The organism is Rhizobium sp. BT-226 (assembly GCF_025847085.2).
Taxonomy (GTDB): domain Bacteria; phylum Pseudomonadota; class Alphaproteobacteria; order Rhizobiales; family Rhizobiaceae; genus Rhizobium; species Rhizobium sophorae.
On the sequence record NZ_JAOYTI010000004.1, the window covers coordinates 344,996 to 365,889 of the forward strand.

Here is a 20,894-nt window from a genome sequence, read left to right on the forward strand (position 1 = left end):
CCGCCTATGTTCGTCATCGTGCCCTAAAGCGCGTCGCAATCTTTCAAATTCGCTCCTCGCGCTTTAGGTCTTTGTTCTCACGCATGTCGTTGTCGCAAAACCGCGGCACACTTTGCGCGACATGCTCTAAGGCCGGATGACGCAGACATTGGCCTCATAGGCACAGGGATCGTCCTGCACTGCAATATCGATGACTTTCGCTTTCGGGGCCAGCGGCTCAGGCCGCGCGGGAGGATAGAAGCCATAGCGCTCGCCGCCGACATAGGTTCCGCCATCGGCCTGATAGACGTAAGACGTACCAGCATAGGTGTCGCCGCCGTCACTCTGCGCCTGGGGTACGACGACGATGATATTGTTGCGGGTGACGCGATTGGTCGCCGGCGATGAAAACTGTTTCAGGAACGGCATCCGTTCTTTGCGGTTCCGATATCGATAGGCATTGTCGAAACGGATGCCGCGATTGCGCCAGTTCACACGTTCGCCGAGAAGCAGTCCGCCATGAAAAGCGTGGCGGTGGTCGGAAAAGCGACGATCATGACGGCGGTCGCCGGCTTCGGCGGGAAGTGCAGCGAGTGCGGACAGGGCAAGCAGGGCGACTGCGGACAGACTGCGAAACATGGGTGGCCGGCCTCCGGAATTCCGATCCCTAACAAATCGTTAACGCCAGATTGCGCCAAAAGGCGGCGCTTGTCCATTCAGGTCCGACAACCGGCACAAAATTTGAGCGGAAGAGACCAGTTTCTTTAGCCTGCAAACTTCCCGGTAACGCGAATCGATTAAATTAAAAGCAGACAGCGATTGTGCTTGTCGTCGGCGTTCCCGGTGATTAAACGTCGCAATTGATGCAACGCACACAGAGAATTTTGTCATTCGTGTGGTTGACTGAGCATGCTCCGAAATCCGGGAGCGCAGAGAAGCCGCCGCGAGGTTCTGATGGCGAACGTGACAAATAACCGGCCCCTATCGCCGCATCTGCAAATCTACAAGCCTATTCCCACCATGGTCATGTCCATCGTCCACCGCATTACCGGCGGCGCGCTCTACGTCGGCACGCTGCTCGTCGCCTGGTGGCTGATCGCGGCGGCAAGCGGCCAGGGCTCCTATGACTGGGCCAACTGGGTGCTCGGCAGCCTTCTCGGCAAGCTCGTGCTTCTCGGCTATACCTGGGCGTTGCTGCACCACATGCTCGGCGGCTTCCGCCACTTCATGTGGGATCTCGGCTATGGCTTCGGGAAAGAATTCTCGACCAAGCTCGCCATCGCCAACATCATCGGGTCGCTCTGTCTGACCGTGCTGGTCTGGGTGATCGGCTTCCTCATTCGCTTCTGAAGGTCCTCTCATGGATATGCGCACCCCCCTCGGCAAGGTTCGCGGGCTCGGCTCCGCCAAGGACGGCACGGACCATTTCTGGCGCCAGCGGCTGACGGCCGTCGCCAATGTTCCGCTCATCCTGTTCTTCGTCATCTTCATGCTCGCCTATGCCGGCGCGCCCTATGCGGATGTGGTTCGCGCGCTGTCGAACCCCTTCATCGCGGTCGTCATGGGGCTGATGGTGATCTCCGGAGTCATTCACATGAGGCTCGGCATGCAGGTCATCATCGAGGATTACGTGCATGGCGAGTTCGGCAAGATCGCTCTCCTGATGCTGAACACGTTCTTTGCGATCCTGATTGCCGGCCTCTGTCTCTTCGCCATTCTGAAAATCGCATTCGTAGGATAGACTGACATGGCACCGACTTCACCCGCCCAGAATGGCAAAGCCTACAAGTATGTCGATCACTCCTACGACGTGATCGTCGTCGGCGCCGGCGGCGCCGGGCTGCGCGCCACGCTCGGCATGGCCGAGCAGGGTTTCCGCACGGCCTGCATCACCAAGGTCTTCCCGACCCGCTCGCATACGGTCGCGGCCCAGGGCGGCATCGCCGCTTCGCTGCGCAACATGACGCCGGATAGCTGGCAGTGGCACCTCTACGACACCGTCAAGGGTTCCGACTGGCTCGGCGACGTTGACGCCATGCAATATCTCACTATGGAAGCGCCGAAGGCGGTCTATGAGCTCGAGCATTACGGCGTGCCGTTCTCGCGCAACGAGGAAGGCAAGATCTATCAGCGCCCGTTCGGCGGCCATATGCAGAATTACGGCGAAGGCCCGCCGGTACAGCGCACCTGCGCCGTCGCCGACCGTACCGGCCACGCCATCCTGCATACGCTTTACGGCCAGTCGCTGCGCAACAATGCCGAATTCTTCATCGAGTATTTCGCGCTCGACCTGATCATGTCGGAAGACGGCAGCCGCTGCATCGGCGTCGTCGCCTGGTGCCTCGATGACGGCACGATCCACCGCTTCGCCGCCAAGATGGTAGTGCTGGCGACCGGCGGCTACGGCCGCGCCTATTTCTCGGCAACATCAGCCCATACCTGCACCGGCGACGGCGGAGGCATGGTGGCGCGCGCCGGCCTGCCGCTGCAGGACATGGAATTCGTCCAGTTCCATCCGACCGGCATTTACGGTTCGGGCTGTCTGATCACCGAAGGCGCGCGCGGCGAAGGCGGCTATCTCGTCAATTCCGAGGGCGAGCGCTTCATGGAGCGTTACGCGCCTTCGGCCAAGGACCTTGCCTCGCGCGACGTCGTTTCGCGCTGCATGACTCTGGAAATCCGCGAGGGCCGCGGTGTCGGCAAGGCGAAGGACCACATTTTCCTGCATCTCGATCATCTCGATCCGGCCGTTCTTCATGAACGCCTGCCGGGGATTTCCGAGAGCGCTAAGATCTTCGCCGGCGTCGACGTCACGCGCGAGCCGATCCCGGTTCTGCCGACCGTTCACTACAATATGGGCGGCATTCCCACGAATTATTGGGGCGAAGTGCTGAACGCCGACGGTGCCAATCCGGAACGGATCATCCCCGGTTTGATGGCCGTGGGTGAAGCCGGCTGTGCCTCGGTGCACGGCGCCAACCGCCTCGGCTCCAACTCGCTGATCGACCTCGTGGTCTTCGGCCGGGCCGCTGCGATCCGCGCCGGCGAGGTGATCGACCGCGCTGCGCCGATCCCGCATCTCAATGTCGCAGCCTGCGACAAGATCATGGACCGCTTCGACGGTCTGCGTCATGCCAGCGGCGGCACGCCGACGGCGGAACTGCGCGAGAAGATGCAGCGCGCCATGCAGGAAGACGCCGCCGTCTTCCGCACGCAGGAATCGCTGGAATCCGGCTGCCAGCGTATCTCGGCGATCTGGGGCGAGATGAAGGACATCAAGGTCACCGACCGCTCGATGATCTGGAACTCGGATCTGGTCGAGACGCTGGAGCTGCAGAACCTGATGGCCAACGCCATCACCACCATCTACGGCGCTGAGGCCCGCAAGGAGAGCCGCGGTTCGCATGCACGCGAAGACTATACCGAAGGTGCATTCGCCGGCCGCGACGACGTCAACTGGCGCAAACACACGCTCGCCTGGGTCAACGAGGCAGGCGACGTCAAGCTCGACTACCGGCCGGTTCACACCGAGCTCATTGCCGAAGGCATCGATCCGCACAAGATCGAGCCGAAGGCGCGTGTATACTAAAATGAAGAAAGCTGTCTTTCTCTCGATTGTCGCGGTTACCTTGATGGTGTCGTCCTCTGCCTTGCCGGCCGATCGCTACAAGTTGCGAGCTCCAGGCGGCGTCGGTGCCGCCACAAGTAACGAAGTTGGAGTTTGGAATTCGGCCAAAGCGGCTCAGGCTGCCCACGATTCCCTGGTTGTCGGCAATCAGTTCATGTCCAAGGATCTCGCTTGTGTGGTTCGACCCGGAACTAAAGCAGATGTTTTGGAACGTTCTGGTGCAGTGGCCTTCGTTCGTGCCAGCAACGCTGTGTTCGGCGGTTGCAAGGGTTATGTGAAGACAGAATTCCTGTCGGCAAACTAGGATCTTACTATGGTTGAACTCGCTCTCCCCAAAAACTCCCAGATGCGCGAAGGCAAGGTCTGGCCGAAGCCGGCGGGTGCGACGAACACCCGCGAGTTCCGCGTCTACCGCTGGAGCCCCGACGACGGTCAGAACCCGTCGATCGATACCTTCTACATCGATGTCGACGATTGCGGCCCGATGGTGCTCGACGGTCTGCTCTACGTCAAGAACAAGATCGACCCGACGCTGACGCTGCGCCGCTCCTGTCGCGAGGGCATCTGCGGCTCCTGCGCGATGAATATCGACGGCACGAATACGCTCGCCTGCACCAAAGGTCTCGACGATATCAAGGGTGCGGTGAAGATCTATCCGCTGCCGCATCTGCCCGTCGTCAAGGATCTGGTTCCGGACCTCACCAATTTCTATGCCCAGCATCGTTCGATCGAGCCGTGGCTGAAGACGGTGTCGCCGGCGCCGGCCAAGGAATGGAAGCAGAGCCACGAGGACCGGCAGAAGCTCGACGGCCTCTATGAATGCATCCTCTGCGCCTGCTGCTCGACCTCCTGTCCGAGCTATTGGTGGAATGGCGACCGCTATCTCGGTCCGGCCGTTCTGCTGCAGGCCTATCGCTGGCTGATCGATTCCAGAGACGAGGCGACCGGCGAGCGCCTCGACAATCTCGAGGACCCGTTCCGCCTCTATCGCTGCCACACGATCATGAACTGTGCGCAGACCTGCCCGAAGGGCCTCAACCCGGCCAAGGCGATCGCCGAAATCAAGAAGATGATGGTCGAGCGCCGCGTTTGATCAGCCTCGGTACCGATGGCGGGGATAGACGGCTTCGATCCCGAAGCCGTCACCGAGATCAGGTCGTGGCTTGCCTCGGTGCGCGAACAAGGCCTCTGCATCGGTGCTGGTGCAATCCCTCTGCAGGGTGCGCTGGAGCGCCATTCCGGGATATTGGGTGAGTTCGACAGGGATCCTGACAGAGATGAACGCGCGCACCACCTTGCTGACAAATTCTATGTGCAGGAAGTTTTGCAGCGGGACAGTTGAACTGTATCGTTTTTTGGTTAGTTGTTGTCACGGGCAATTTATGCCGCCCGACTTGATTAACCAAAGCGAATTACGATAATCGGACTTGTCTCACGCCCGTTTCTCTACGGCGATGGCCGAATTCAGGAGTATGATGATGCAGTTGCGATATGCGATGACAGGTCTGGTGGTGGTTCTGTCGCTAGCCGGTTGTCAGCGTACGGCATATGATTACAGCTCCAACGCCAGTGCCGGCCCGGCGCCGTTGACGGCGCAGCCCGTTCCCTCGGTGCAGGGCGGGCAGCTTCCGCCGCCGACCGGCAGCTCGCAGTTTCCGGCCGCGCCGACGGCGACGGCGCCGATGCCGGGCGCTCAGCCCGGCGCAATGGCCGCGAATGCGCTCGATATCACCAAGGAATCGATGGTCGGAAGCTGGCGTGTCAACGGCAGCTGCGACATGTTCCTGACGCTGACCAATCTCGGCAGCGGATCGCGCGGCGGAACGCGTGGCTGCGTCGGCGAGCTGACGGCGATGGGCTCCTGGGAGGTCGCCGGCAAGCAGGTGCTGCTCAAGGACCGCTCGGGCAACCAGCTCGGCAGCGTCTACAAGACGGCAGATAACCGTTTTGAGGGACAGACGAGCACAGGTCAGTCGATCAGTCTCAGCCGGTAAATGTTCCGGCGGGTCTCCGCCGTTGACTGACAGGCGGATATGCCCTCATGCAACCAATGCCGGATTATGCGCTCAGCGTCTGCGAACAGCTTAAAGCGCTGACCGCATCGGGCGCGCTCCAGGTCGATTCCGCTCAATTAGACGTGGCAAAGAGCCTCGACCGGGTGCTCGCCGGGCTGAAGCAGCGGCGGCCGGCGGCAAAATCGAGCGCGCTCGGCTGGCTGTTTGCCGCCAAGAAGAAATCCGCCGACGGCATCAAGGGGCTTTATATCCACGGCAGCGTCGGGCGCGGCAAGACCATGCTGATGGACATGTTTTTCGCCATGGCGCCATGCCGGAAGAAACGCCGGGCGCATTTCCACGAATTCATGGCAGATGTGCACAACCGCATCGCGGCGCACCGGCTGAAGCTCAAGAACGGCGAGACCAGGCAGGCCGATCCGATGCCGCCGGTCGCGGCAGCGCTCTACGACGAGGCAGAACTGCTCTGCTTCGACGAGTTCACGGTCACCGACATCGCCGATGCGATGATCCTGTCGCGGCTGTTCTCCGAGCTTTTCGCGCGCGGATGCGTGCTGGTCGCGACCTCGAACGTCGAGCCCGACAATCTCTACACGGATGGTCTCAATCGCGGCCTCTTCCTGCCCTTCGTCGCCTTGCTGAAGCAGCATGTCGATGTCGTCACCCTGGATTCGCCGACCGACTACCGGATGGAGAAGCTGAGCAGTCAGCCGGTCTATCTGGTGCCGATCAACGAGCATAACGACATGGCGATGGACGCGTCCTGGACGCAGGCGCTGCATGGGCGCAAGGCGCAACCGCTGGATATCCCGATGAAGGGGCGCCACATCCATGTACCGCTCGCCGTCGACCGCATGGCGCGCTTCTCTTTCGCCGATCTTTGCGACAAACCGCTCGGCGCGGTCGACTTTCTGGCCATCGCCGAACGTTTCGATACGGTCTTCCTCGATCACATTCCGTTGCTCGGGCCGGAAAAGCGGAACCAGATCAAACGGTTCATCATTCTTGTCGATACGTTCTACGATCATGCCGTGCGGCTTTACATTTCCGCGGCGGCCATGCCGGAGGAACTGCTGCTGCATCGCCGGGGCACCGAGAGCTTCGAATTCGACCGCACGGCATCGCGCTTGTTCGAGATGCGCAGTGCGGAATATCTTGCGCTGCACCATGAAAAACGCGCCGCAGAGTAACAATTTGGTGACAGAATATCTTACGTTTACGTAAGAATTTTTGTATCTAAACGATTGAAAACGCTGCATCAAAATTAATGGATTGCCATTTTTGGGCTTTGGGTCTATGCGATTGCGTCATTGGGCGGTGCCTTGCGCGTCCGTCCGACGAATTTGATCGCAAAGGAAACAGCGAAAATGGCGCGTAACAAGATCGCACTCATTGGTTCTGGCATGATTGGTGGCACGCTGGCGCACCTCGCCGGCCTGAAGGAACTGGGCGACATCGTTCTCTTCGACATCGCGGACGGCATTCCCCAGGGCAAGGGTCTCGATATTTCCCAGTCGTCGCCGGTCGAAGGCTTCGACGTCAATCTGACGGGCGCCAGCGACTATTCCGCGATCGAGGGCGCTGACGTCTGCATCGTCACGGCGGGCGTCGCCCGCAAGCCCGGCATGAGCCGTGATGACCTTCTCGGCATCAACCTCAAGGTCATGGAGCAGGTCGGCGCCGGCATCAAGAAATATGCTCCCAACGCCTTCGTGATCTGCATCACCAATCCGCTCGACGCCATGGTCTGGGCGCTGCAGAAGTTTTCCGGTCTTCCGGCCAACAAGGTCGTCGGAATGGCCGGCGTTCTCGACTCCTCGCGTTTCCGTCTTTTCCTCGCCAAGGAATTCAACGTGTCCGTCCAGGACGTCACGGCCTTCGTTCTCGGCGGCCACGGCGACACGATGGTGCCGCTCGCCCGCTATTCGACGGTCGGCGGCATTCCGCTCACCGATCTCGTCAACATGGGCTGGGTCACCAAGGAGCGCCTCGAAGAGATCATCCAGCGCACCCGTGACGGCGGCGCCGAAATCGTCGGCCTGCTGAAGACCGGCTCGGCCTATTACGCGCCGGCCGCCTCGGCGATCGAGATGGCCGAATCCTACCTCAAGGACAAGAAGCGCGTTCTGCCCTGCGCGGCCCACCTCTCCGGTCAGTACGGCGTCAAGGACATGTATGTCGGCGTTCCCACCGTCATCGGCGCCGGCGGCGTCGAGCGCATCATCGAGATCGATCTCAACAAGACCGAGAAGGAAGCCTTCGACAAGTCCGTCGGCGCCGTCGCCGGTCTCTGCGAAGCCTGCATCAACATCGCGCCTGCCCTCAAGTAGTCGCTGGGCTGAAGTAATCGAAACAGGGATACACCCATGAACATTCATGAATATCAGGCCAAGGCTCTGCTGAAGGGCTATGGCGCGCCGGTTGCCGAAGGTGTGGCTATTCTCAAGGTTGAAGAAGCCGAGGCTGCCGCCAAGTCGCTTCCCGGTCCGCTTTACGTGGTCAAGAGCCAAATCCATGCCGGCGGCCGCGGCAAGGGCAAGTTCAAGGAGCTGTCGCCGGAAGCCAAGGGCGGCGTGCGTCTCGCCAAGTCGATCGACGAAGTCGTCGCCCATGCCAAGGAAATGCTGGGCAACACGCTGGTGACGGCGCAGACCGGCGAAACCGGCAAGCAGGTCAACCGCCTTTACATCGAAGACGGCGCCGACATCGCTCGCGAGCTCTATTGCTCGCTGCTGGTCGACCGCTCGGTCGGTCGCGTGGCCTTCGTGGTCTCCACCGAAGGCGGCATGGACATCGAAGCTGTCGCCCACGACACGCCCGAGAGGATCCAGACGATCGCCATCGATCCGGAAGCCGGCGTGACGGCTGCCGACGTTGCTGCGATTTCCAAGGCTTTTCAGCTCGAGGGTGCTGCGGCCGAAGACGCCAAGACGCTTTTCCCGATGCTCTACAAGGCCTTCGGCGAGAAAGACATGGCTCTGCTGGAGATCAACCCGCTGATCGTCATGAAGGACGGCCATCTGCGCGTCCTCGATGCCAAGATGTCTTTCGATGGCAATGCGCTCTTCCGTCACGACGACGTCAAGGTGCTGCGGGACGAGACCGAAGAAGACGCCAAGGAAATCGAGGCCTCGAAGTGGGACCTCGCCTATGTCGCGCTCGACGGCAACATCGGCTGCATGGTCAATGGTGCAGGCCTTGCCATGGCGACGATGGACATCATCAAGCTCTACGGCAAGGAGCCGGCTAACTTCTGCGACGTCGGCGGCGGCGCCGGCAAGGAGAAGGTTGCTGCCGCTTTCAAGATCATCACCGCAGACCCCAAGGTCGAAGGCATTCTCGTCAACATCTTCGGCGGCATCATGAAGTGCGACGTCATTGCCGAAGGCGTGATTGCCGCGGTCAAGGAAGTCGGCCTCAAGGTTCCGCTCGTCGTGCGCCTTGAGGGCACCAATGTCGAGCTCGGCAAGAAGATCCTGAACGAGTCGGGTCTGGCGATCACGGCGGCCGACGACTTGGACGATGCGGCCAAGAAGATCGTCGCGGCGATCAACGGCTAATTTTGAAGGATCTGAAAGAATGTCTATTCTCGTCAATAAAGACACCAAGGTCCTCGTTCAGGGGCTGACCGGCAAGACCGGCACGTTCCACACCGAACAGGCGCTTGCCTACTACGGCACCCAGATGGTCGGCGGTATCCATCCGAAAAAGGGTGGCGAAACCTGGACCGGCGCAAAGGGCGAAAGCCTGCCGATCTTCGCAACCGTTGCCGAGGGCAAGGAAAAGACCGGTGCCAACGCGACCGTCATCTATGTTCCGCCGGCAGGAGCCGCCGACGCGATCATCGAGGCGATCGACGCCGAGATCCCGTTCATCACCTGCATCACCGAAGGCATCCCGGTCATGGACATGGTGCGGGTCAAGGCTCGCCTCGACCGCTCCACGTCGCGCCTGCTCGGCCCGAACTGCCCGGGTATCCTGACGCCGGAAGAATGCAAGATCGGCATCATGCCGGGCTCGATCTTCCGCAAGGGTTCGGTCGGTATCGTTTCCCGCTCGGGCACGCTGACCTATGAAGCCGTGTTCCAGACCTCCAACGAAGGTCTCGGCCAGACGACGGCCGTCGGCATCGGCGGCGACCCGGTCAAGGGCACCGAGTTCATCGACGTCCTGGAAATGTTCCTGGCAGACGAAGCCACCCAGTCGATCATCATGATCGGCGAAATCGGTGGTGCGGCTGAAGAAGACGCAGCGCAGTTCCTCAAGGACGAAGCCAAGAAGGGCCGCAAGAAGCCGATGGCCGGCTTCATTGCCGGTCGTACGGCGCCGAAGGGCCGAACCATGGGCCATGCCGGCGCTGTGGTTTCCGGCGGCAAGGGCGATGCGGAATCGAAGATCGCGGCGATGGAATCGGCAGGCATCAAGGTATCTCCCTCTCCGGCCCGCCTTGGCAAGACGCTGGTTGAAGTCCTCAAGGGCTAAGCCACCTATATAGACCGGGCGGAGGAACGGCATCTGCGCCTTCCGCCCGGCCTCGACAGCACGAGACCAGCAGATGCGCCGCGGACAGGCGGCAATCGGAATGCGGCAGCCGGCCATCAAGCCGGCAAATTCATCAAAGTCAGGAGGCGGACGGAAGCGTCCGCATATCACCATGGCACGGCAAGAAGCCAACGAGCAGTTTCAGATCACCTCGTTTCTGGATGGCGCCAACGCTGCCTATATCGAGCAGCTTTACGCGCGGTACGAAGAAGATCCGGCATCGGTCGACGATCAGTGGCGTTCCTTTTTCAAGGCGCTGGAGGAGGATCCCAGCGATGTGAAAAGGGCGGCCAAGGGCGCTTCCTGGCGCAAGAAGAACTGGCCGCTTCAGGCAAGCGGCGATCTCGTCTCGGCGCTCGACGGTGATTGGGGCATCGTCGAGAAGGTGATCGAGACCAAGGTCAAGGCCAAGGCCGAAGCTGCAGGTAAGCCTGCCGACAGCACCGAGGTGCTGCAGGCGACGCGCGATTCCGTGCGTGCCATCATGATGATCCGTGCCTATCGAATGCGCGGCCACCTGCACGCCAAGCTCGACCCGCTCGGCATTGCTGCCGCGGTCGAAGACTATCACGAGCTTTCGCCCGAAAATTACGGCTTCACGGCCGCCGACTACGATCGCAAGATCTTCATCGATAATGTGCTCGGCCTCGAATATGCGACGCTCCGCGAGATGATCGAAATCCTCGAGCGCACCTATTGCTCGACCCTCGGCGTCGAATTCATGCACATCTCCAATCCGGAAGAAAAAGCCTGGATCCAGGAGCGCATCGAAGGACCGGACAAGGGTGTGGCCTTCACGTCGGAAGGCAAGAAGGCGATCCTTGCCAAGCTCGTCGAAGCCGAAGGCTACGAACAGTTCCTCGACGTCAAGTTCAAGGGCACGAAGCGTTTCGGTCTCGACGGCGGCGAATCGCTGATCCCTGCGCTGGAGCAGATCCTCAAGCGCGGTGGTCATCTCGGCCTCAAGGAAGCCGTGTTCGGCATGGCCCATCGCGGCCGCCTCAACGTGCTCTCCCAGGTCATGGGCAAGCCGCACCGGGCGATCTTCCATGAGTTCAAGGGCGGCTCGGCCGCTCCCGACGAGGTTGAGGGCTCGGGTGACGTCAAGTACCATCTCGGCGCCTCTTCCGACCGCGAATTCGACGGCAACAAGATCCACGTTTCGCTGACGGCGAACCCGTCGCATCTCGAAATCGTCGATCCCGTCGTCATGGGCAAGGCCCGCGCCAAGCAGGACATGAATGCCACCGTCTGGGACGGCGACATCATCCCGCTTTCCGAACGCGCCAAGGTGCTGCCGCTGCTGATCCACGGCGACGCGGCCTTTGCCGGCCAGGGTGTCATTGCCGAAATTCTCGGCCTTTCCGGTCTACGCGGTCACCGCGTCGCCGGCACCATGCATGTGATCATCAACAACCAGATCGGCTTCACAACCAACCCGGCCTTTTCGCGCTCGTCGCCTTATCCATCCGACGTCGCCAAGATGATCGAGGCGCCGATCCTGCACGTCAACGGCGACGATCCCGAAGCGGTGGTCTATGGGGCGAAGATCGCCACCGAATTCCGCATGAAGTTCCACAAGCCGGTCGTGCTCGACCTGTTCTGCTACCGCCGCTACGGCCACAATGAAGGCGATGAACCGTCCTTCACGCAGCCGAAGATGTACAAGGTGATCCGCGCCCACAAGACCGTGCTGCAGCTCTACGCGGCCCGTCTCGTTGCCGAGGGCCTGCTCACCGACGGTGAAGTGGAGAAGATGAAGGCCGACTGGCGCGCCCATCTCGAACAGGAGTTCGAGGCCGGCCAGCACTACAAGCCGAACAAGGCCGACTGGCTGGACGGCGAGTGGTCGGGCCTGCGCACGGCCGACAATGCCGACGAGCAGCGCCGCGGCAAGACCGCCGTGCCGATGAAGACGCTGAAGGAGATCGGCCGCAAGCTGTCCGAGATCCCGGCGGGCTTCAACGCGCACCGCACGATCCAGCGTTTTATGGAAAACCGCGCCAACATGATCGCCACCGGCGAGGGTATCGACTGGGCGATGGCCGAAGCGCTCTCCTTCGGCGCGCTCTGCGTCGAAGGCAGCAAGATCCGCCTCTCCGGCCAGGATTGCGAACGCGGCACCTTCTCGCAGCGCCACTCGGTTCTTTACGATCAGGAAACCGAAGAGCGTTACATCCCGCTCGCCAATCTTTCGCCGACGCAGGGGCGCTACGAAGTCATCAATTCGATGCTTTCGGAAGAGGCCGTGCTCGGTTTCGAATATGGCTATTCGCTTGCCCGCCCGAATGCGCTGACGCTCTGGGAAGCCCAGTTCGGCGATTTCGCCAACGGCGCGCAGGTGGTCTTCGACCAGTTCATCTCGTCGGGCGAACGCAAGTGGCTGCGTATGTCGGGGCTCGTCTGCCTGCTGCCGCACGGCTATGAAGGTCAGGGTCCGGAACACTCCTCGGCCCGCCTTGAGCGTTTCCTGCAGCTTTGCGCGGAAGACAACATGCAGGTCGCCAACGTCACGACGCCGGCGAACTACTTCCACATCCTGCGCCGGCAGCTGAAGCGTGACTTCCGCAAGCCGCTGATCCTGATGACGCCGAAGTCGCTGCTGCGCCACAAGCGGGCGGTCTCGACGCTTGCCGAAATGGCCGGCGAATCCGCCTTCCACCGCCTGCTCTGGGACGATGCCGAGGTGATCAAGGACGGCCCGATCAAGCTGCAGAAGGATAACAAGATCCGCCGTGTCGTCCTGTGCTCCGGCAAGGTCTATTACGATCTTCTCGAAGAGCGTGAAAAGCGCGGCATCGACGACATCTATCTCCTGCGTGTCGAACAGCTCTATCCGTTCCCGGCAAAGGCGCTGATCAACGAGCTGTCGCGCTTCCGCAATGCCGAGATGGTCTGGTGCCAGGAAGAGCCGAAGAACATGGGCGCATGGTCGTTTATCGACCCCTTCCTCGAATGGGTGCTCGCCCATATCGACGCAAAGTACCAGCGCGTCCGCTATACCGGCCGTCCGGCCGCCGCCTCGCCGGCGACGGGCCTGATGTCCAAGCATCTGTCGCAGCTCGCCGCATTCCTCGAGGATGCATTGGGCGGTTAAAACGAGGGGGGCGCAATGGCTTATTTCTTTCTGAGACTGCTGCCGCCGCGCCCCACTTTCCCGCATGACGGGACCGGGGAGGAAATGGCGGCGATGAAACGCCATGCCGAATACTGGCATCGGAACGCTCTTGCGGGATCGGCGATCATCGTCGGCCCCGTCTTCGAGGGTGAAGGCGCCTGGGGCATGGCGATCGTCGAGGTCGAGGATCAGGCGGCGGCGCAGGTTCTTGCCAACGGCGATCCGATCATCGCTTCCGGTTTCGGTTTCCGCTTCGATATCCTGCCGATGCCCTCGATCATCTCGCGGCCGCCCGCCGTCTGAAACGCATAAACGAAAACACACGAAATCAGGATCTGAACAATGGCCACAGAAATCCGCGTTCCAACTCTCGGTGAATCCGTCAGCGAGGCAACCGTCGGCACCTGGTTCAAGAAGGTCGGCGACGCCATCAAGGCCGACGAGCCGATTCTCGAGCTTGAAACCGACAAGGTGACCATCGAAGTTCCGGCACCCGCCTCCGGCACGCTTTCGGAAATCGTCGTTGCCGCCGGCGAGACCGTCGGCCTCGGCGCTCTGCTCGGCCAGATCGCCGAAGGTGCTGCCGCTGCTGCGGCGCCGGCTGCTGCTGCACCGGCCGCGGCGCCTGCTGCTTCCGCTCCCGCCCAACCGGCCGCCGCTCCGCCCCAGCCGGCGGTTGCCGCTGCTGCTGCGTCGTCATCGAGCGCCTCCGTCTCCACCATGCCGCCGGCACCGGCAGCTTCGAAGATGCTTGCCGAAAACAACCTTTCCGCCGATCAGATCGACGGTAGCGGCAAGCGCGGCCAGGTGCTGAAGGGCGACGTCATCGCCGCCGTTGCCAAGGGCATTTCCGCTCCGGCGGCCGCACCCGCGGCGACGCCTGCCGCCGCGCGCGGCCCGTCGACGGTCGAGGATGCCTCGCGCGAAGAGCGCGTGAAGATGACGCGCCTGCGCCAGACGATCGCCAAGCGCCTCAAGGATGCGCAGAACACCGCCGCCATGCTGACCACCTACAACGAGGTGGACATGAAGGCGGTCATGGATCTGCGCAACAAGTACAAGGACATTTTCGAGAAGAAGCACGGCGTCAAGCTCGGCTTTATGGGCTTCTTCACCAAGGCCGTGACGCATGCGCTGAAGGAACTGCCGGCCGTCAACGCCGAAATCGACGGCACCGACGTCATCTACAAGAACTACTGCCATGTCGGCATGGCCGTCGGCACCGACAAAGGCCTCGTCGTTCCTGTCATCCGCGACGCCGACCAGATGTCGATCGCCGAAATCGAGAAGGAACTCGGCCGTCTTGCCAAGGCAGCCCGTGATGGCTCGCTCTCCATGGCCGACATGCAGGGCGGCACCTTCACCATCACCAATGGCGGCGTCTACGGTTCGCTGATGTCTTCGCCGATCCTCAACGCACCACAGTCCGGCATTCTCGGCATGCACAAGATCCAGGAGCGGCCGGTTGCGATCGGCGGTCAGGTGGTCATCCGTCCGATGATGTATCTGGCGCTGTCCTACGATCACCGCATCGTCGACGGCAAGGAAGCGGTCACCTTCCTCGTGCGCGTCAAGGAAAGCCTGGAAGATCCGGAACGCTTGGTTCTCGATCTCTAAGGGAGCGCTTTCGATGCGGAACCGGATTATGCGAGCGGCGCGCCTTCTTCTTTGCGCTGCCGCCGCGCATGTCCCGGCCTCCGCATCGGCCGCCAGCTGGGATATCGGCAAGGCAAGCAGCAATTTCGAGCTGGTGGCGCTTGGTGATGCCGAACTCTCCGGGCGGTCGATCGACGTGATCCACATGGGCAATGTCGAGCTGACATCGGGGCGCATCGTTGCCGCCGACCCGCTTGCGCAACCCGACCGTCCGGCGCTCGCAAGAACGGTTGCGCCAGGCGACTATCCAGTGACGCTCTACCAGGCCTTCGGGCGCGTCGCCGCCGCCAGCATGCGGTTTGCCGAGGGCAAGCCGGATCATTGGGAGCTTGCGGTCCTGCCCGGGCAGGACCCGGCGACGCTGAAGGACGGCGAGATCTTCGGCTATCCCGTCGATGCCGGCCTCGGCTGTTACATGGACGCCGATACGCCTGATCTGATCGGAGAGCGCGAAGAGCAGGTGCAGGCGCAGAAACCGGATTCCGACGTCAACTATTACGACGACGTGCTGGCGTCGGACCTCGATGCCAACAAGGGCATCTATGCGCTGCACCGGCCGGTCGCCGGCCGACGAGGCAATGTCGCGGTGTTCTGGAGCGGCTGGGGCGACGGTTTCTATCCGGTTTTCTGGGGGCTCGACAGGGATGGCCGCGCGCTGGTGCTGCTGACGGATTTCAGCGTTGTCGAGAATGCCGACGGACGGAAGGAGCCGAAGCTGCAATGAGCGGAAGGAGCGGGATCACGACGAGACGGACAGGCGTGGCTGCAATCGCAGCCGCCGCGTTTTTCGTTGTGCCGGCCTCCACCTTCGGTGCGGAATGCAAGCAGGAGCAGGCTGTCTACGCCGATCGCGACGGTGCCTATGAATTGCGCTTTGCACCGCTGAATTCTCCATCGGCCGCCGCCAGCAACCAGTTCAAGGTCAGCGCGCTGAAGACATCTGTTGTGATGGAAGGTTATGTCATGCCCTCGGAAGATCCGGTGCGCGCCATCGGCATCCTGATGTTCAACTGCCCCGAAGGCGACGCTACCGGCGCCGATCTCGATGCCTGCACGGTCTGGCAGGGCGCCGTCTATGGCATGGATGCCGAGGGCGAGATGGACAACCTGCAGCCCGAAGGGGCTGCGGCGGCCGAAAAGCTCGTTCTCCCCGGCCTTGGTCCCGCCATTCGCGAATCCAGCGCCTGGGGCGAGGGCAAGGCTACGGTGGCACCCTGGGACGTGCTGACATTTAAGGAGTGTGCGACATGAGCGATGCACCTGTTGTTCTCGTTACCGGCGGAAGCCGGGGTATCGGCGCTGCGGCCGCGCGGCTCGCCGCACGTCGGGGCTGGCGTGTTGCGGTGAATTACGCCGCCAACCGCCAAGCCGCGGATGCCGTCGTGGCTTCGATCACTGAGGCCGGCGGCGAGGCCGTGGCGATCCAGGGCGATGTCGGCAATGCTGCGGATATCGTCTCGATGTTTACGGCAGTGGACCGGCATTTCGGCCGGCTCGACGGGCTCGTCAACAATGCCGGCATCGTCGATTATCCCCAGCGCGTCGACGAGATGTCGGTAGAGCGGATCGAGCGCATGCTGCGCGTCAATGTGACTGGCTCGATACTCTGCGCCGCGGAGGCGATACGTCGCATGTCGAGCCGGCATGGCGGGAAGGGTGGGGCGATCGTCAACATCTCGTCGATGGCGGCGATTCTCGGTTCCGCGACGCAGTATGTCGATTATGCCGCTTCGAAGGCAGCGATCGACACCTTCACTGTCGGGCTGGCGCGTGAGGTCGCTGCCGAGGGCATTCGCGTGAATGCGATAAGGCCCGGCGTCATCGAAACCGACCTGCATGCCTCCGGCGGTTTGCCGGATCGCCCGCGCGAGTTGGCGCCGTCGATCCCGATGCAGCGCGCCGGCACGCCCGAGGAGGTGGCGGATGCGATCCTCTATCTTCTGTCACCTTCGGCTTCCTATGTAACCGGCGCGATCCTCAATGTGAGCGGCGGCCGCTAGACCGACAGGTGAAAACAACATGCGGTATGTTCTCGAATTCCTCGGCCTGATGTCGCGCGCGGCCAATTAACGAAAAATCCAAAGGGAAAGAAGCAATGTCCTACGATGTGATCATTATCGGAACCGGCCCGGGCGGCTATGTTTGCGCTGTGAAGGCAGCCCAGCTTGGCCTCAAGGTTGCCGTCGTCGAAAGGCGGGCGACCTATGGCGGCACCTGCCTGAACGTCGGCTGCATTCCGTCGAAGGCGTTGCTGCATGCCTCCGAAATGTTCCATCAGGCGGGCCACGGGATGAGCGCGCTCGGCATCGACGTGCCGGCGCCGACGCTCAATCTCGGCAATATGATGGCCCACAAGGATGCGACGGTGAAGTCGAATGTCGACGGCGTCGCCTTCCTCTTCAAGAAGAACAAGATCGATGCCTTCCAGGGCATCGGCAAGATCGTCTCGGCCGGCAAGGTCTCCGTCACCGCCGATGACGGCAAGGTGCAGGAGATCGAAGGCAAGAATATCGTCATCGCCACCGGCTCCGACGTCGCCGGCATTCCCGGCGTGCAGGTCGAGATCGATGAAAAGACCATCATCTCGTCCACTGGCGGCATCGCGCTGGAAAAGGTGCCGGAAACGCTGATCGTCGTCGGCGGCGGCGTCATCGGCCTCGAGCTCGGTTCGGTCTGGTCGCGCCTCGGCGCCAAAGTCACCGTCGTCGAATATCTCGACACCATCCTTGGCGGCATGGACGGCGAAGTCTCCAAGCAATTCCAGCGCATGCTCGCCAAGCAGGGCATCGATTTCAATCTCAGCGCCAAGGTCACCGGCGTCGAAAAGGGGGACAAGGGCGCCAAGGTCACCTTCGAGCCGGTCAAGGGCGGCGACAAGGTGACGCTCGACGCCGAGGTCGTGCTGATTGCCACCGGCCGCAAGCCCTATACGGCGGGCCTCGGCCTCGAAGAAGCCGGTGTTACGCTCGACAATCGCGGCCGCGTCGAGATCGACGGTCACTACAAGACCAATGTCGACGGCATCTATGCGATCGGCGATGTGGTCAAGGGTCCGATGCTGGCGCACAAGGCGGAAGACGAGGGCGTGGCGCTTGCCGAAATCCTCGCCGGGCAGCAGGGCCATGTGAACTACGAGGTCATTCCCAGCGTCGTCTACACCCAGCCGGAAATCGCTTCCGTCGGCAAGACCGAGGAAGAGCTGAAGGCGGCGGGCGTCGCCTACAAGGTCGGCAAGTTCCCGTTCACGGCGAACGGCCGGGCGCGTGCGATGCTGGCGACCGACGGCTTCGTCAAGATCCTTGCCGACAAGGAAACCGACCGGGTGCTCGGCGGCCATATCGTCGGCTTCGGCGCCGGCGAGATGATCCACGAGATCGCCGTGCTGATGGAGTTCGGCGGTTCGTCGGAAGATCTCGGCCGTATCTGCCACGCGCATCCCACAATGTCGGAAGCGGTGAAAGAGGCTGCGCTCGCAACCTTCTTCAAGCCGATCCATATGTAATCTTACATATTCATAACAACGCTTACGCCGCTTGCCGTGAGGCAGGCGGCTGTTTTATTCGGTGCATATGGGCGCTGTTGAAAAGCAGCGTGCTCAGTCGAATACCAGCTGACCGCAGGCGGCCTCAATTCACCGCAGTCACGGTGAAGCCCTGCTGGCGCAGCAGTTCGATGACGCCGTCCTTGCCGGGCAGATGCAGGGCGCCGACGGCCATGAAGACGTTGCCGCCGTCGAGGATGGGCGCTGCGCGCTCGGCCATCACCTTGTTGCGGTCGAGGATGACGCGCTGTTCGAAGGCGGCATAATCGCTGTTTTCGCCTTCTTCCTTCGGTGTCACGGTTTTCAGCATCGGCATGGTCATGCCGATGTCGCCGGAGAGGTAGAGGTCGGTCATCGTCTCGACGACGTCGCTCATCTTGTCGCCGAGTTCCAGCGTCTCGATCAGCGATTTCAGATGGAATTCGACCGGCAGATCGGCCATGGCCTGGATCTGCTCGGCAAGGGTTTCCAGCCCCTTGACCTGCTTGCCTTCGGCAATCGCATCAGTGGCGATCTTCTGGTCGAGGAACTGCGCGCCTTTTGCCTTGCGGGCGATTTCGCAGGCCGGCAGGGCGACGGCGCTGGAAATCATCCAGGGTCGCATCCGGGAAACGGCGCTGATCGGGATACCGCGCTGCTTGAGGCCGGTTTCGAGACGCTTGTAATCCTCGGGGGAAAGCAGTTTGTCGATCGTCGTGCCGTCGGTGAACATCGTCAGCTCCGGCTTTGCGAGCAGGGCGGCGGTCGCCTTCCGCTCATCGAGGATCTCATCGGATTCGATGATGATCGTGTCGGCGGCGTCGTGGGCTGCCTGGGCGCTCGGCGGCAGGGCAAGCACGCGCGGATCGGTGACATGCATGCTGCCGAGCAGCCACGAGGCTGCAAGTCCCGGCTTCTCGATCTTCCAGAATATGCCCCTGCCGTTCGGCGTGGCGCCGGCTTCCTTCAGCGCCTCTGCGTAGCGGTCAGGGTCGTTCCGCTGCAGCTCGACCATCAGGTTGCGGCCGGTGCAGGCCACGTCTTCGGCCGCTGCCGGCCTTGCAGTCAGGAAGGCGGCAAACAGGGCGGCAAGAAGCAGCATGTGAAAGGCTGCGATCAGCCAGAGCAACAGATTGGCCGGCACTGCGAGGTAAGACGTCCGGCGGCCGATTGATGTCGTCATGATGGGTGTTCCGATCACATGCCTTGTGCGTTTCATGCTCTACGCCCGGCTTGCGCATATTCCTTTAAGAGAATGCCTTAACGGAAGCTTAAAGCGCCTCTCATCAAATTGGAGTCATGCGAGGCGCTTTAAGCCCTATGGTTTATGCATGTCGTTGTCCCAAAACCGCTGCGCACTTTTGGGCGACATGCATTACGCGCGCGGATGCGCCCGATCATACACCTCGAGCAGCCGCGATGCATCGACGCCGGTATAGACCTGTGTTGTGGAAAGGCTGGCATGGCCGAGCAATTCCTGGATGGTGCGCAGATCACCGCCACCGGCAAGCAGATGGGTGGCGAAGGAGTGGCGCAGTGCATGGGGTGTCGCCGTCTCCGGCAGACCGAAGGCGCTGCGCATCTTCTGCATGGTGCGCTGGATGATCGCCGCCTGCAGCTTGCCGCCGCGGGCGCCGCGAAACAGCGGCTCTCCGCTTGCGAGATGGTATGGGCAGAGCGCTCGGTATTTCTCGACGGCATCGAAGACCACAGACAGCAGCGGCACCAGCCGCGTGTTGTTGCCCTTGCCGGTGATGCGCAGCGTCGTCGCGCCCTTCTGCAGGGCGGCGGGAGTAAGATCCAGCGCTTCGGAGATGCGCAGGCCGCAGCCGTAGAGCAGCGTCATGACAGCGGCGTCGCGCGCCGCAATCCAGGGTTCGTCATGGAGTTGGGCGTCGTCGCTGACGACGGTGATCGCCTGGGTGTCCGACAGCGGCTTGGGCAGTGATTTCGGCTGTTTCGGCGAGCGCACCGCGCCGGCGCCTGCGGCGTTGACCAGGCCCTTCTTTTCGAGGTGGCGCAGCAGCGAACGAAGACCGGCGAGATTGCGGCCGAGCGATCGGGCACCGGACCCCTGCTTGCGCCGGGCCGCCAGGAAGGCGCGGAAATCGGCGGAGCGCAACTCCCTGATATCGCCAAGCGTCGCCGGGCCGGCGAGATGGCCGGTCAGAAAGGTCAGAAACTGGCGGGTATCGCGCTCGTAAGCGTCGAGCGTGTGCTCGGAAAGACGGCGCTCACTGGCGAGGTTTTCGAGCCACGCGGCCCGTTCCGCCATCAGGCGCTGATCGGCGATAACAAGCAGTTCGTTCACGTTGCTGGCCTTGATTTTGCCTTCAAGTCCGCCAATTTGGAGCAGGAACAGTTATGGAATTGCTAATGCCGGCCAAGCCTTTGTCATCCTTCGATCATATTCTACTGCGATAGCTTATTCCCCAT

At 61.9% G+C, this 20,894-nt stretch carries 21 protein-coding genes; 18 read left to right on the top strand and 3 right to left on the bottom strand.

Annotated elements, in window-relative coordinates:
• Positions 1 to 126 precede the first annotated feature (126 nt).
• Positions 127 to 618 carry a hypothetical protein gene (locus OIU37_RS26185; RefSeq protein ID WP_240604046.1) on the bottom strand — a complete coding sequence of 164 codons (492 nt, stop codon included), beginning with the start codon at positions 616 to 618 and terminating at the stop codon, positions 127 to 129.
• A gap of 315 nt (positions 619 to 933) precedes the next feature.
• On the opposite strand from OIU37_RS26185, the gene sdhC reads away from it, so the two are divergent.
• The 18 genes from sdhC (at position 934) to lpdA (ending at position 18,440) form a co-directional block, all read left to right on the top strand.
• Positions 934 to 1,329 carry a succinate dehydrogenase, cytochrome b556 subunit gene (gene sdhC / locus OIU37_RS26190; RefSeq protein ID WP_012559217.1) on the top strand — a complete coding sequence of 132 codons (396 nt, stop codon included), beginning with the start codon at positions 934 to 936 and terminating at the stop codon, positions 1,327 to 1,329.
• 10 nt (positions 1,330 to 1,339) lie between these two features.
• Entirely contained in the window at positions 1,340 to 1,720 is a 381-nt protein-coding gene (gene sdhD, locus OIU37_RS26195; RefSeq protein WP_264259067.1) for a succinate dehydrogenase, hydrophobic membrane anchor protein, read from the top strand.
• Between the two features lie 6 nt (positions 1,721 to 1,726).
• On the top strand, positions 1,727 to 3,568 hold the full coding sequence (gene sdhA, locus OIU37_RS26200; RefSeq protein WP_171604603.1) for a succinate dehydrogenase flavoprotein subunit: 1,842 nt from the start codon (positions 1,727 to 1,729) through the stop codon (positions 3,566 to 3,568).
• 1 nt (position 3,569) lies between these two features.
• A complete protein-coding gene (locus OIU37_RS26205; protein WP_264259069.1) occupies positions 3,570 to 3,911 on the top strand; it encodes a succinate dehydrogenase in 342 nt (113 codons plus the stop codon).
• Positions 3,912 to 3,920: 9 nt separating this feature from the next.
• A complete protein-coding gene (locus tag OIU37_RS26210) occupies positions 3,921 to 4,700 on the top strand; it encodes a succinate dehydrogenase iron-sulfur subunit (protein ID WP_264259071.1) in 780 nt (259 codons plus the stop codon).
• Between the two features lie 15 nt (positions 4,701 to 4,715).
• The gene (locus tag OIU37_RS26215; protein ID WP_244956240.1) at positions 4,716 to 4,949 is read left to right on the top strand and encodes a hypothetical protein; all 234 of its coding nucleotides are present in this window, start codon (positions 4,716 to 4,718) and stop codon (positions 4,947 to 4,949) included.
• Positions 4,950 to 5,085: 136 nt separating this feature from the next.
• On the top strand, positions 5,086 to 5,601 hold the full coding sequence (locus tag OIU37_RS26220) for a protease inhibitor Inh/omp19 family protein (protein ID WP_171604605.1): 516 nt from the start codon (positions 5,086 to 5,088) through the stop codon (positions 5,599 to 5,601).
• A gap of 47 nt (positions 5,602 to 5,648) precedes the next feature.
• The gene (zapE, locus tag OIU37_RS26225; protein WP_264259074.1) at positions 5,649 to 6,812 is read left to right on the top strand and encodes a cell division protein ZapE; all 1,164 of its coding nucleotides are present in this window, start codon (positions 5,649 to 5,651) and stop codon (positions 6,810 to 6,812) included.
• 177 nt (positions 6,813 to 6,989) lie between these two features.
• Positions 6,990 to 7,952 (top strand): malate dehydrogenase, encoded by a 963-nt coding sequence (mdh, locus tag OIU37_RS26230; RefSeq protein WP_264259077.1) that lies wholly within the window; start codon positions 6,990 to 6,992, stop codon positions 7,950 to 7,952.
• A 36-nt stretch (positions 7,953 to 7,988) separates the two neighbouring features.
• Entirely contained in the window at positions 7,989 to 9,182 is a 1,194-nt protein-coding gene (gene sucC, locus OIU37_RS26235; protein ID WP_264259079.1) for an ADP-forming succinate--CoA ligase subunit beta, read from the top strand.
• Positions 9,183 to 9,201: 19 nt separating this feature from the next.
• Complete coding sequence (gene sucD, locus OIU37_RS26240) at positions 9,202 to 10,104, top strand: succinate--CoA ligase subunit alpha (RefSeq protein ID WP_129421958.1); 903 nt, start codon at positions 9,202 to 9,204, stop codon at positions 10,102 to 10,104.
• Positions 10,105 to 10,276: 172 nt separating this feature from the next.
• Positions 10,277 to 13,261: a 2-oxoglutarate dehydrogenase E1 component gene (locus tag OIU37_RS26245; RefSeq protein WP_171604608.1), complete on the top strand. Its 2,985-nt coding sequence runs from the start codon at positions 10,277 to 10,279 to the stop codon at positions 13,259 to 13,261.
• Positions 13,262 to 13,276: 15 nt separating this feature from the next.
• Positions 13,277 to 13,585, top strand: a complete 309-nt coding sequence (locus OIU37_RS26250; RefSeq protein ID WP_264259080.1) for a YciI family protein — start codon at positions 13,277 to 13,279, stop codon at positions 13,583 to 13,585.
• Between the two features lie 39 nt (positions 13,586 to 13,624).
• Positions 13,625 to 14,899 (top strand): 2-oxoglutarate dehydrogenase complex dihydrolipoyllysine-residue succinyltransferase, encoded by a 1,275-nt coding sequence (gene odhB, locus OIU37_RS26255; protein ID WP_171604609.1) that lies wholly within the window; start codon positions 13,625 to 13,627, stop codon positions 14,897 to 14,899.
• A gap of 13 nt (positions 14,900 to 14,912) precedes the next feature.
• Complete coding sequence (locus OIU37_RS26260; RefSeq protein ID WP_264259081.1) at positions 14,913 to 15,662, top strand: DUF4241 domain-containing protein; 750 nt, start codon at positions 14,913 to 14,915, stop codon at positions 15,660 to 15,662.
• A complete protein-coding gene (locus OIU37_RS26265; RefSeq protein ID WP_264259082.1) occupies positions 15,659 to 16,189 on the top strand; it encodes a hypothetical protein in 531 nt (176 codons plus the stop codon). The genes OIU37_RS26260 and OIU37_RS26265 overlap by 4 nt, the downstream gene beginning before the upstream one ends.
• On the top strand, positions 16,186 to 16,938 hold the full coding sequence (locus OIU37_RS26270) for an SDR family oxidoreductase (RefSeq protein WP_264259083.1): 753 nt from the start codon (positions 16,186 to 16,188) through the stop codon (positions 16,936 to 16,938). The genes OIU37_RS26265 and OIU37_RS26270 overlap by 4 nt, the downstream gene beginning before the upstream one ends.
• A gap of 95 nt (positions 16,939 to 17,033) precedes the next feature.
• Positions 17,034 to 18,440, top strand: a complete 1,407-nt coding sequence (gene lpdA / locus OIU37_RS26275) for a dihydrolipoyl dehydrogenase (protein WP_264259084.1) — start codon at positions 17,034 to 17,036, stop codon at positions 18,438 to 18,440.
• A 124-nt stretch (positions 18,441 to 18,564) separates the two neighbouring features.
• On the opposite strand, the gene OIU37_RS26280 is transcribed toward lpdA, so the two are convergent.
• Both OIU37_RS26280 and OIU37_RS26285 read right to left on the bottom strand, forming a co-directional pair.
• A complete protein-coding gene (locus OIU37_RS26280; RefSeq protein ID WP_264259085.1) occupies positions 18,565 to 19,641 on the bottom strand; it encodes a TraB/GumN family protein in 1,077 nt (358 codons plus the stop codon).
• Positions 19,642 to 19,833: 192 nt separating this feature from the next.
• Positions 19,834 to 20,769 carry a tyrosine recombinase XerC gene (locus tag OIU37_RS26285; protein WP_264259086.1) on the bottom strand — a complete coding sequence of 312 codons (936 nt, stop codon included), beginning with the start codon at positions 20,767 to 20,769 and terminating at the stop codon, positions 19,834 to 19,836.
• Positions 20,770 to 20,894: the final 125 nt, after the last annotated feature.